The organism is Burkholderia sp. AU33423 (assembly GCF_002223135.1).
Classification (GTDB): Bacteria; Pseudomonadota; Gammaproteobacteria; order Burkholderiales; family Burkholderiaceae; genus Burkholderia; species Burkholderia lata_D.
Genome location: NZ_NKFH01000007.1, coordinates 2397420 through 2409646 on the forward strand (window position 1 = coordinate 2397420; position 12227 = coordinate 2409646).

Genomic DNA, 12227 nt, shown 5'->3' on the forward strand with positions numbered 1-12227 from the left:
CACATGACGACTTCCTTGACCCAACCGGCCTTCCGCCGCCTCGGCATGAAGGCGCTGCTCGTGCAGCACGACATCGACGAACGCACGGCCACCGGGCGCGCCGCGACGGCGCTTGCCGAGGAACTGCGCACGCGGCTCGTCGACGTCGTGATCGCGACGTCCGCCGACGATGCGTGCGCGGTGGTCGCCGCCGATCCGGCGATCCAGTGCCTGCTGCTCAACTGGGAACTCGGCAACGACGCCGACCACGCACCCGCGCAGGCCGTGCTCGACGCGATGCGCGCACGCAATGCGACCGTGCCCGTGTTCCTGCTCGCGAGCCGCGCGAGCGCGTCCGCGATTCCGGTCGACGCGATGCGCAAGGCCGACGACTTCATCTGGATGCTGGAGGACACCACCGCATTCATCGGCGGCCGCATCGTGGCCGCGATCGAGCGCTACCGCGAAACCGTGCTGCCGCCGATGTTCCGCGCGCTTGCGCAGTTCTCGCGCGTGTACGAATACTCGTGGCACACGCCCGGCCACACGGGCGGCACCGCGTTCCTGAAATCGCCGGTCGGCCGCGCGTATTTCGAATTCTTCGGCGAATCGCTGTTCCGCTCCGACCTGTCGATCTCGGTCGGCGAACTCGGCTCGCTGCTCGATCACTCGGGCCCGATCGGTGAAAGCGAACGCTATGCGGCGCGCGTGTTCGGCGCGCATCGCACGTATCACGTGACGAACGGCTCGTCGATGTCGAACCGCGTGATCCTGATGGCGAGCGTCACGCGCAACCAGGTCGCGCTGTGCGACCGCAACTGCCACAAGTCGGCCGAGCACGCGATGACGATGTCGGGCGCGATTCCGACCTACCTGATTCCGTCGCGCAACCACTACGGGATCATCGGGCCGATCATGCCCGAGCGGCTGACGGCCGCCGCCGTACGCCTCGCGATCGACGCGAACCCGCTCGTGCGCGGCCGCGACGGCATCGACCCGACGCCCGTGCATGCGCTGATCACGAACTCGACGTATGACGGCCTCTGCTACAACGTCGCGCGCGTCGAGGCACTGCTCGGCCAGAGCGTCGATCGACTGCATTTCGACGAGGCATGGTACGGCTACGCGCGCTTCAACCCGATCTATCGCGACCGTCACGCGATGCACGGCGATCCGTCGCAACACGACGCGAGCAAGCCGACCGTGTTCGCGACGCAATCGACGCACAAGCTGCTCGCCGCGCTGTCGCAGGCATCGTTCATTCATGTTCGCGACGGCCGCAACCCGATCGAGCACGCCCGCTTCAACGAGGCGTACATGATGCATGCGTCGACGTCGCCGAACTACGCGATCATCGCGTCGAACGACGTGAGCGCCGCGATGATGGACGGCCCCGGCGGCGAGGCGCTGACCACCGACGCGATCCGCGAGGCCGTCGCATTCCGCCAGATGCTGGCGCGCCTGCATACGGAATGCGCGGAGAACAACGACTGGTTCTTCAACGGCTGGCAGCCCGATAGCGTCGTCGATCGCAAGACGGGCCGGCGCGTGCGCTTCCACGAAGCGGACGAGACGCTGCTCGCCACCGATCCGACGTGCTGGGTGCTGCATCCGGGCGACACGTGGCACGGCTTCGGCGATATCGAGGACGACTACTGCATGCTCGATCCGATCAAGGTGTCGATCGTCACGCCGGGCGTCGCCTCGCACGGCGGGCTGATGCCGGTCGGCATTCCGGCGTCGGTCGTCACCGCGTATCTCGACCGGCACGGGATCGTCGTCGAGAAGACGACCGACTTCACGATCCTGTTCCTGTTCTCGCTCGGCGTGACGAAGGGCAAGTGGGGCACGCTGGTCAACACGCTGCTCGACTTCAAGCGCGACTACGATGCGAACGCGCCGCTCGAACAGGCGCTGCCCGAACTCGTCGCGCGCTATCCGGAACGCTACGGCAAGCTCGGCCTGCGCGATCTGTGCGACCTGATGTTCAGCGCGATGAGCGACCTGAAGACGACCGAGATGATGTCGCGCGGCTTCTCGACGCTGCCGAAGCCCGACTACAGCCCGGCCGAGGCGTTCGAGCATCTGGTGCACAACGACATCGAGATGCTGGAGCTCGCGGAGATGGAAGGCCGCACCGTCGCGACGGGCGTCGTGCCCTATCCGCCCGGCATTCCGCTGCTGATGCCCGGCGAGAACGCAGGGCCGGCCGACGGCCCGCTGCTCGGCTACCTGAAGGCGCTCGAGCAGTACGACCTGCGCTTCCCCGGCTTCACGCACGACACGCACGGTGTCGAAGTCGAGGATGGCGTGTATCGCATCGCTTGCATCAAGCAGAAGGCGCACGATACCCGCACGCGCTGAGCATGCGCCGGCCGCGGTGCATGCGGCCGTTCAGTTCGGCGGCCGGTTGCGCCGGTAACCGGCCGCCTGCGCTGCGCCGTCGTCGTCGGGTTGGCCGATGCATGCGTCGTACCACGGCGCGATCGCGTCGGTTGCTCGCACCGGTTTCGGAATCGCCCGGCGCGCTTCCCGCGAACGACCTGCCGCAGCGCCGCGACCGTGTCAGCCCGCGTCCGGCTCGGGCACGCGTACCGCGGCCTCGATGCGAAACAGCAGCCGGTTGTCGAGCACATCCCAGATGTCGACCTCGCCCCGCCCGCCCATCGGCAGGCCGGCAAACACGAGGCGACCGCCGATCCAGCCGGCCTGGCTCTTGAACCACCTGCGCTCGCACCAGCCGCCACGATGCAACGCGAGCCGCCTGCCGCTGCCGACATCGAACTCACGCAACACGCATTTCGCGTCGCGCGCCAGCACGCGGGCACCGTCGTCGGAAAACGCGCAGGGGAAGCCATTGTCCGCGCCCGGCAATTCGCAATCGGCTTCGCCATCCGTTCGCACCGTCAGCGCGGCATCCCGGGCGAATGCACGGCGACGCCGGCCCGCGCTCACCGCGAACGGCGCATCCTGAAAGCGCACGTCGGCCATGTCGTAATCGAGCACGTCGAGCGTGCCGCCGCCGGCGAGCGGCACACGGTAGAGCCGGTTGCGGATGCGCACCCACGCTTCGCGCGCGTCGGGCGACAGATGAACCCGCTCCAGATAGTCGTACCGGCTTTCGGCGCACCAGCACACGTCCGCGGTACCGTTCGCGGCGTCGACCCGGTAAAGCGCCGTGTTGTCCCAGTACGCGACGGTCAGCGTCGACAGCGCCGCATCGGCCGATGCGCTCACCGGCACGTTGCGCAGTCCGTCCGTGGCAGTCGCTTCCGCTTCGTCCGGCACGAACGGACGCGGCAGTTCGAACGACGCGACCACCCGTCGCCGCGCAAGATCCCAGATGTCGCAGAATCCTTCGCCGGCGACGACCAGGCGCACGTCACCCGTGCCGTCGCGCGTCCATTCGAGCACGCACGCACGACGGGCCGCAACCGCCCCGGCAAGCGGCGACTGCGACGCTTCATGCGCCGATACCGATTCAGGCACCGGCGCGGCTTCGGCCTGCGCGCCCGCTTCGGGCGCCACGTAATCCGGCGGCACGTAGTCGGGCATCGGCGCCAGATGCCGGGCGCGCCACGCAGCAAGCCACGCCTGATAGACATATCGACGGCTGCCGTCCGTGCCGACATCGGGCTGTTCGAGACGAAAGGCGGCCGGATCGACACCCGGCAGCGGCACGAGTTCGCTACCGTTGCAATAGACGTAGACCCGCGCACGATCACGCGCGAAATACTCGGAAAGAAACGTGAGCGTCGCGCCATCGACACCGCGGCGATACGGCTGGTTGCCGTGCAGCAACCGCCCCTGCCCGTCGCGCAGGAAGCCGTGCCCGACGAATTCGGCGCTCGCGCCGTCGAACCGCGCCTTCACTTCCTTGCCGAAATAGAACAGGCGGCCGCCGTCGCGCAGATGATGGTCGCCGATCGCTTCGACCCGGGCGGGATCGATGCCGCGCTTGCGTACCAGCATGCACAGCACGCCATGGCGATCCTTCGCATAGGTATCGTTCAGGACTTCGAATGTGTTGCCGTCGACTTTCGCGGCCTCCGCATGACCGCGCCACTGCTTCAGATAGCAATGGTCGCCGGCCTGATACCACGGCCCGGCCAGATGTCGCCACTGGGCGGGATCGCCCGGCAGCGGGCCGCCGCGGAGAAAGCCGGTGTGGTAATCCGAGTACGAATAGAGTCGCGACCGGTCGGCGATGAACGAATCGCCCAGCCACCGGACCGTCGCCGCATCCGGTTCGAGCAGCGGCAGGTCGTGCAGGTACACCTGGTCACCGACTATCCGGTACCCGCCGCCAAGTTCTTTCTCCGGCGTGTCTGCCGCAGCCTGCCCGACCAGCGTGTGCCACCAGTAGCCTTGCAGTTCGGGATGTGCGGCAAAAAACGGCGACCAGTCGCGTTCCCACTTCTCGCGCGGGCCAGGATCGATCGCGTGCCCGTATTGGTAAGGCCGCACTCGGTCGGTCGCGAGATCCTGCGCGACATCGGCCGCGCTGACGAAGCTCGCCGCATCGGCGCCTTCGAGCGCCCGTCCGCCATACCAGACCCGCTGCGCATCAACCAGATACGCGCCGACCCACCGCAGCGTCGCGGGATCCGCGCCGCGCATGCGCTTGCCGTAGTGATACAGGTAGCGGTCGTCGTGCCCCCATGCATCGTTCAGCAGCCGGAAGCTCGCGGGCGACGCGCCGGCAAGCTTGCGGTTCTGGCAGTAGACATGGTTCGCGTCGACGGCATGGGATTCGTCCAGCCGTCGAAACGTCGCGGCATCGACGTCGAGCACGGTAAAGCGCAACCACGTGAACGTGCACGCGTACGCACGCACGCCGTCCGTCGCCAGATACTGGGACAACGGCCGGAAGCCGTCGATCACGATGCCCTCGATGAGGTTGCCGGCACGGTCCCGCAACGGCTCGTCATGGCAGTACACGTGCGCGGCATCGCGCGTGAAGCCGAATCCGAGGTTCTCTCTGAGTGTCATGTTGTTGGTCTATTCCGCTTTCGTCCGGAATGCCCCGGGCAGGCGATGCGCCGCCGGGTACGAAAGCCGCCACCGCGCGGATGCGCGGCGCTCAAGCGTCCTGCGATCTTACGCCACGATCCATCCCGCGCCGGTACGCGGCCGGGCTCGTCGCCGCGACGCGCCGGAAATGCCGGCGCAGCGATTCCTCGGAACCGAACCCCGCACGCGCCGCGACCTGCGCGAGCGACAGCGCGGGATGCGCTTCGAGCATGTCCTTCGCGACATTCACGCGTTCGCGGATCAGCCACGCGAGCGGCGACATCCCCGTCGCGTCCGCGAACTGACGCTGCAGCGTGCGCGTGCTCATCGCGGCCTGCGCGGCGAGCGACGCAAGCGTGTGCGGCTCGGCCGCGTGCGCGCGCAACCAGTCGATCAGCTTCGCGAGCCGGTCGGTGCCGCCCGGCGCGACCGGGCGCGGCACGAACTGCGCCTGCCCGCCGTCACGATGCGGCGGCAGCACGAGGCGCTGCGCGACCCGGTTCGCGATCGCGCCGCCATGATCGCGGCGCACGAGATGCAGCAGCATGTCGAGCCCCGCCGCCGATCCGGCCGATGTGATCACCTGCCCTTCGTCGACGTACAGCGCATCGGGATTCACGCGCAGCGCCGGATAGCGCGCCTGCAGTTTCTCCGCATAACGCCAGTGGGTCGTCACCGTGAGGCCGTCGAGCACGCCGGCCGCGGCCAGCACGAACACGCCCGAACAGATCGAGCAGAGCCGTGCGCCACGGCGATGCGCGGCCCGCAGCTTCTTCAGCAACGGCTCCGGCGGCAGTTCGTCCGGATCGCGCCAGCCGGGGATCACGATGGTGTCGGCGCGATCGAGCGTCGCGAGCCGATACGGCGCGGCGACCGTGATGCCGCCCGCCGCGCGCACGGGCCCCGGCTCGCTCGCGCAGACCGCGAAGCGATACCAGTCGACCCCGAGCTCGGGGCGTTCGAGGGCGAACAGTTCGACCACGCAGCCGAATTCGAACGTGCAGAGTCGATCGTAGGCGAGCGCGACGACGAGATGATTGTGCATGGCGCGATGTTACCGGAACTTGTCGATCGCGCCACTGCCGCGAAACGCGCCGAACCGCGATACTGCCCCTCATTCCACCGCGTTCCGCGCAATCTTCAGGAGAACCTGCCATGTCCTACGTCACCGACGTGCCCGCCGCCGACAGCCCCGCCGCCCTCGCGCATTTCGAGGCATCGCTGCGCTTCGAGACCGATTGCTGGGACGTGCACGACGCGCTCGCATCGGGCACGCCCGATTTCGTGCTGCTCGACGTGCGCGGCCCCGACCAGTTCGCCGCCGGCCACGTGCCCGGCGCGCGCAACCTGCCGCGCCGCAAGATCATCGAGAGCAAGCTCGCCGGCTATCCGGCCGGCACGCTGTTCGTCGTCTACTGCGCGGGCCCGCACTGCAACGGCGCCGCGCGCGCGGCGATCCAGCTCGCGCGCCTCGGCAGGCCGGTCAAGCTGATGATCGGCGGCGTGACGGGCTGGCTCGACGAAGGTTTCGCGCTGAGCAACGAAGTGCAGCCGGCGGACGCCGAAGCCGGCTGATCGTCATTAAAAACGCAACAATCAATTGCTTGGCCACGGCCTGCACGCAAACGGAAAAAGCGCGACAATCAGTCCCATTGCAGTTCGGATGGAGCAGCAACATGCAGAACGCAGTCCTGATTCAAGTGGCCGGTTCGGTGGCCGCGATCGCGATCTATTTTCTGCCGGCGGTCATTGCCGACCGGCGTGGCCGGCACGACAAGCTGACGGTCGCGATGTTCAACGCGCTGTTCGGATGGACCGGCATCGGCTGGCTGATGACGCTGTACTGGGCGTGCCAGCCGAACCCGCGCACCGATGTCGCGCAGACGATCCTCGCGAAGCGCCGCGGCATCAGCATGCGGACCTTCTCGACCGGCCTCGTCGAACGCGTGCAGCGCCGCGTTGCCGCCCAGGAGCAATGGGCGGAGAAACAAGGCTGCCGTTAAGTCCCTCTTTCCCCTTCAGCGTGACGCGTCGAACTTCGGCATCCTGACGTTGGTCGACGCGCGGTAGTCCCACACCAGCCCGTCGCGCGGCGGTACACCGCCCGCACGCAACCACGCCCCGAACGCCCCCGCCGTCACCGCCCGCGCGATCCGTTCGCCCGGGCAACCGTGCGGCCCCGTGCCGAAGCCGAAATTCGGCCCGGCCGCGCGCTCGGGCATGAACCGCTGCGGGTCGCGATGCACGGCCGGGTCGCGGTTCGCGGCGGCGAGCACGACGAGAATCGCATCGCCGGCTTCGACGGTCACGCCTTCGATCGTCGTGCGCGATGCGACGAAGCGGCGCGTGTTCTGCACCGGTGAATCGAAGCGCCCGACTTCGGCAGCGAATGCGTCGAGCGCGGCATCGTCCGGCGTGACGCGCGCAGCGCTCGCCCCCGCTTCCCCGTTCCACGCCACCAGCGTATTGCCGAGCCACGCGGCGGTCGCCTCGCAGGTCTGCGACAGCAGCCCGACGAGATTCGCGACCAGCGCACCGCTCGCCCGCCAGCCCGACGCGCGGGCCGCCTGCTGCACGGCGGCAACGAGCGTGCCGTCGTGCGCATGCGTCTGTGCGACGCGCTCCGTCATCCGGTCGAGCAGCGCTCGCGCAGCGTCGCTCGCGCGGGCCAGTGCCACGGCATCCGACAAGGGCGACAGCGCGGCGACGAAATCGACGACCTGCGCCGCGATACCGTCGAGCTGCGTCTCGTCGAAGCCGAGCAGATCGGCAACCGCGCAAACGGGCACCGTCATGCACCACGCGTTCAGCGCGCCGGCATCGCCCGGCTCCGGCAAGCGCCGCGCGGCAATCCGCGCGGCACGGTCGCGCAGCGCCGCCGTGTCGATCGGCGCGAACGCCGTGCGCAGCGCCTGCTTCGGCACGTCGTGCCGCAACGCGCCATCGTTCATGCGCACCAGCTCGCCGAACAGCGCGCCGGCCGTCGTGCCGCGCAACGCGGGCGGCACCGGGGCGTCCAGCGGGCGAACCCGGCAGGCCGGATGGCCGAGCACGGCCGTCACGGCGGCCGCGCGGCTCGCGACCCACAGGCCGAGCGTGGCGTCGAACGCGAGCGGCGGCCCGTCGACGAGCGCCGCATAGTAGGGATAGGGATCGCGGTGCGTGGCCGCTGCGATGGGATCGGTCGGGTTCATGCAGACAGTATCCGTGCAACGCATCGCCGCATGTTTCGGGCTGACGTGAAATGTCGCGGCGCGGGTACCGGGTATGACTACATTACGACGACAGACGATCGTCAGGCCGCCGACCGGTAGCGATGCGACTGCATGCGCATGCGGACGCGCCCGGCCGAAATCGCGCGCGGCTCGGGCACCACCGTGTCGTGCGGGAACATTTCCTGCCGGAATTCGCCGTTTTCGTCGAACCACTGGCAGATCAGCCAGTCGCCGTCGTCGAATACGACCGGCCCGGCATAGGTGACGGTCATGCGCGGCCCGCCCGTCTTCAGCGTCACGACATCGCCGACGCGAAACCTGACGCGTTGATTTTCTCGATTCGTCATCGCTCTCTCAGCATTTATATATATCGATATTCCCGGCGGACCACCCACTGTTCTTTCGAACGTGCCGCAGATTATCAATCAAATAATCAGCCGGCAACTCCCGCGTTCAAAAACATACTGACCGAGGAAATGCAACAATGCGCGGCATCGACGCGCACGGCGATCGCCCGATCGCCCGGTCCGGCGTGGTTTGTACGCCGGCGCCGGTCGAACGGCCGGGAATGCGGAGAATAGACGATGTATTTTGCGTCGTCAGCGACGTTTAATTGAGACGCGAAATCGGTTGATTATTGTCAATCGGCTTTCAACTGGAAACGATCCCACCATTTATCTGCGCTCATTCCCCGAACAAAACCGGCGAATTATCGGGTGACGCAAACCAGCGGTTGATATCGCGCCCGGGCACGGCAGCTTGCGTAAACGTAAACGTGCCGTCCTGCGCCATCTCCTTCGCCGCGCGCAGAAAGGCGCCGAGCGCGGCCCGCGCCAGCGCGCCGCCGACGCTTACGCGCTTCACGCCGAGCGCCGCCAGCGCGTCGAGGCTCAGCAATCCGCCCTGCAGCCCCATCACGACGTTCACGGGCGCGCCGACCGCCTGCGTCACCGCCGCGATGTCGTCCGCATCGGTGATGCCCGGCGCGTACAGCACGTCGGCGCCCGCGTCGCGATAGGCGACGAGCCGCGCGATCGTGTCGGCGAGGTCGTGGCGGCCATGCAGGTAGTTTTCGCAGCGCGCCGTCAGCGTGAACGGGAACGGCAGCGCGCGTGCCGCGTCGACGGCCGCCGCGATACGCTCGATCGCCGCTTCGCGTGCGTAGATCGGCGCGTCGGCGCGGCCCGTCGCGTCCTCGATCGAGCCGCCCACCGCGCCGGCCTCGGCCGCGAGCCGGATCGTCTCGGCCACCGTGTCGGGCGCGTCGCCGAAGCCGTTCTCCAGGTCCGCGCTGACCGGCAGGCCGCCCGCGGCGACGATTTCGGCGATGTGATCGAGCATCGCGTCGCGGTCGATCGCGTTGTCGGGCTGCCCTTTCGAAAACGCGTAGCCGGCACTCGTGGTCGCGAGCGCCTCGAAGCCGGCCATCGCGAGCAGGCGCGCGGTGCCGGCATCCCACGGGTTCGGGATGATGAAGGCGCCGGGACGCGCATGCAGTGCGCGGAAGGCTTCGGCTTGGCGGGCTTGCAGGTCGGAACGGGTCATCGCGGACTCCGGAAGGAAGTTGACGACCGAGCTTACGCCGGTCGTGCACGCGACGTTTCAGCGTTCGCCGAAATGTCGTCGCGCGACCGGGAAAACCCGGCACGCCGACTGGACGCCAGCCGCCGGCAACGAGCGGGCCGGCGCCGCCGCCTGCCCGTCGCCGGCCCACGGTCGTTCAGATCGAGGCGGTCGGCCCGCCGTCGATGCCGAGCAACACGTCGGTGACGGCGTCGGAGAAGCGCATCGCGCGGCCGTCGATCAGCACGTCGTCCGGATTCGACGGGTCCCGCGTGGCGTGCGGCACGCCGTGCGCGAGCAGCACCCGCGCGCAAGCCTCCCAGTCGGCCGCGCCAATCTGCTCCGGTTCGTTGACGGATGCCCACGACAACGTGCCGAGCGCGTCGCTCCCGAACCCGTGCAGGTCGCGCCAGTTCGCGCCGTGCGCGAGCAGGAACGCCAGCAAGTCCGCGTCGCCGCGGAACACCGCGTGATTCAGCGCGCTCGCGTCCCAGTCGCCGCCCCGCGCGGCGATCGGCCAGCCCAGTTCGACCATGACCTTCACCGCGTCGCCCGAACCCCACGCGGCGGCGTCCGGCAGCAACCGCAGCCGTTCAGCGGGCAGCGCGTCGGGCAGTTCGGGATGCCGCGCCTGGATGCGCCGCGCCTCGTCGGCATCGGCGCGCGCACAGGCCGCCACGAACGCGTCCGCCGCGTCGAGCGCCTCCTCCGCGCCGGCCGCACGCAACAAGGCCGCGACGTCGGACAGCCCGGTCTGCATCGCCAGCCGGTAGGCGCTGACACCGGTCGGCGTTTGCGCGCCGGGATCGGCGCCGGCCGCCAGCAGCGCGGCGACGTGGCGTGCCGAGCAGCGCACGCCGATCGCCCGCAACAACGGCGCGCCCCAGGTCTGCGCGAGCCCCGCGCCGGGCGGCTCGTTCGGGTCGCCGCCATGCGCGAGCAGTAGTTCGAGCGCATCCGCGTCGCGCATGTCGAACGCGCGCCGCAACGCATTCGTCCCGCCCACCCGCGCGCCGTGTTCGAGCAGCACGCGCGTGCAAGCCGGATTCTCCACCGAGTGATACAGCGATTCGCCGTCGTTCGGGTCGGCGCCGGCTTCGAGCAGCATCGCGGTGAGAACCGGATCGCGATTGACGCCCGCCGCGCCGTACAGCGCCGACAGCGGCCCCGCTTCGTCGGGTTCGGCGAGCGAGGCCGGCGCAAGCCGGTTGCCGAGCCGCTGGTTCGGATCGGCGCCGGCATCGAGCAGAAGACGCGCGCAGGCGCGCAGCCTGGCGGCAAACTCGGGAAGCTGCCCGAGCCGCGAATGCGTGACGGCGACCAATGGCGGCAGCTTCAGCGCGCCGCCGGCACGCGCGATCCAGCCCGGATCGGCGGCCAGCGCCGCCTGCACGGCGTCGAGATCGCCAGCCGCGCACGCGACGGTCGAATCGACCGCGACGAGATCCGGATGGTCGAGCAGCAATTGCGCGGCGACGCGCGGCCGGGGCGCGCCGTCGCCGCCGGTCACGTCGCCGCCGTACGCCAGGTCGAGCCAGCGCCGGATCAGTTGCGAACGCTGTTGCCCCGCCAGCGCATGCGTTTCGACGAACGCGCCGAGATCGGCCCATGACGCAAAGCCGTACTCGCGCGCGACGCAGGATTGCGCGTCATGCAGCCGAAGCCCGAGCGCGAGCGCTTCGTCGTGCGTGTCGTTCGCGGCGGCAGGAAGAAACCGGACAAAGCGCGCGACGGCATCGGCGTCACCTTGCCGGTACAGGCGCAACAATGCCTTGGCCTGCTTTTTCAGATGATCGGGATTGGCCTTGGGAGGCAGCTTTTTCATGCGAATCCTCGTGCAGTGAATGGCCGAAGGTCCGCAATACCGCCAGCACAAAGGACAGGGGGAAAGCTGAATTCGCTGCGACAGGTGGGTTCAACCCTTTCCGCGGACCCGGAAGCGACCTGCATCGCTGCCCGGTATCCTAGGCGACGGCCGGCGACGTCGTCAACCGCGCCGCGCCCTGCGGCGGCGGCACTCAGCCCGCGAGCGTCTTCGTCAGGAAAATGCGCGAATGTCCGACCGGATAATCCGGCAGCTCGCCGAAGCGGACATAGCCGCGTTTCTCGTAGAACGGCCGTGCCTGGAAGTCGAACGTGTCGAGCCATGCGCCGTGGCAGCCGCGCGCAACGGCCTCCGCCTCGGCCAGATCCATGATGCGCGTACCCGCGCCCTGGCCGCGCGCGGCCTCGGGCACCACGAGCAGGTCGACATGCAGCCAGCCGTACGCCGTGCTGCCCCACAGGCCACCGACCACCGCACCCTCGCCATCGGTCACGACCACGGCCAGCGGCCGGGCATCGATCGGGCCCGCCCGGCTTTCGTTGAACCGGATGAGCGGCGCGACGATCTGCTTGCGAACGTTCGCGTCGCCCGCGTCCGTCACCTCGTATGTGAACGTCATCGGTTGAATCCGC

10 protein-coding genes are annotated in these 12227 nt (G+C 68.8%); 3 read left to right on the top strand and 7 right to left on the bottom strand.

Annotated elements, in window-relative coordinates; all coding sequences use genetic code 11:
• Nucleotides 1–3: 3 nt before the first annotated feature.
• Nucleotides 4–2343, top strand: coding sequence for an Orn/Lys/Arg decarboxylase N-terminal domain-containing protein (locus tag CFB50_RS29350; protein WP_089448127.1), 2340 nt, complete (start codon nucleotides 4–6; stop codon nucleotides 2341–2343).
• 201 nt (nucleotides 2344–2544) lie between these two features.
• On the opposite strand, the gene CFB50_RS29355 is transcribed toward CFB50_RS29350, so the two are convergent.
• Nucleotides 2545–4971, bottom strand: coding sequence for a DKNYY domain-containing protein (locus CFB50_RS29355; protein ID WP_069252179.1), 2427 nt, complete (start codon nucleotides 4969–4971; stop codon nucleotides 2545–2547).
• Between the two features lie 91 nt (nucleotides 4972–5062).
• On the bottom strand, nucleotides 5063–6037 hold the full coding sequence (gene ftrA, locus CFB50_RS29360) for a transcriptional regulator FtrA (protein WP_069252180.1): 975 nt from the start codon (nucleotides 6035–6037) through the stop codon (nucleotides 5063–5065).
• Between the two features lie 110 nt (nucleotides 6038–6147).
• Here ftrA and CFB50_RS29365 point away from each other — a divergent pair, with 110 nt between their 5' ends.
• Both CFB50_RS29365 and CFB50_RS29370 read left to right on the top strand, forming a co-directional pair.
• Nucleotides 6148–6567, top strand: a complete 420-nt coding sequence (locus tag CFB50_RS29365; protein WP_069252181.1) for a rhodanese-like domain-containing protein — start codon at nucleotides 6148–6150, stop codon at nucleotides 6565–6567.
• A gap of 101 nt (nucleotides 6568–6668) precedes the next feature.
• Nucleotides 6669–6995, top strand: a complete 327-nt coding sequence (locus CFB50_RS29370; protein ID WP_011354384.1) for a superinfection immunity protein — start codon at nucleotides 6669–6671, stop codon at nucleotides 6993–6995.
• A gap of 15 nt (nucleotides 6996–7010) precedes the next feature.
• On the opposite strand, the gene CFB50_RS29375 is transcribed toward CFB50_RS29370, so the two are convergent.
• The 5 genes from CFB50_RS29375 to CFB50_RS29395 all read right to left on the bottom strand — a co-directional run bounded on the left by CFB50_RS29375 (nucleotide 7011) and on the right by CFB50_RS29395 (nucleotide 12214).
• Nucleotides 7011–8186, bottom strand: coding sequence for a cytochrome P450 (locus CFB50_RS29375; protein WP_069252182.1), 1176 nt, complete (start codon nucleotides 8184–8186; stop codon nucleotides 7011–7013).
• Between the two features lie 101 nt (nucleotides 8187–8287).
• Nucleotides 8288–8554 (bottom strand): YodC family protein, encoded by a 267-nt coding sequence (locus CFB50_RS29380; RefSeq protein WP_011354382.1) that lies wholly within the window; start codon nucleotides 8552–8554, stop codon nucleotides 8288–8290.
• 337 nt (nucleotides 8555–8891) lie between these two features.
• Complete coding sequence (locus CFB50_RS29385; protein WP_069252183.1) at nucleotides 8892–9752, bottom strand: isocitrate lyase/PEP mutase family protein; 861 nt, start codon at nucleotides 9750–9752, stop codon at nucleotides 8892–8894.
• Nucleotides 9753–9927: 175 nt separating this feature from the next.
• Nucleotides 9928–11595, bottom strand: coding sequence for an ankyrin repeat domain-containing protein (locus tag CFB50_RS29390; RefSeq protein WP_069252184.1), 1668 nt, complete (start codon nucleotides 11593–11595; stop codon nucleotides 9928–9930).
• Between the two features lie 193 nt (nucleotides 11596–11788).
• Nucleotides 11789–12214 carry a GNAT family N-acetyltransferase gene (locus tag CFB50_RS29395; RefSeq protein ID WP_069252185.1) on the bottom strand — a complete coding sequence of 142 codons (426 nt, stop codon included), beginning with the start codon at nucleotides 12212–12214 and terminating at the stop codon, nucleotides 11789–11791.
• Nucleotides 12215–12227 lie beyond the last annotated feature (13 nt).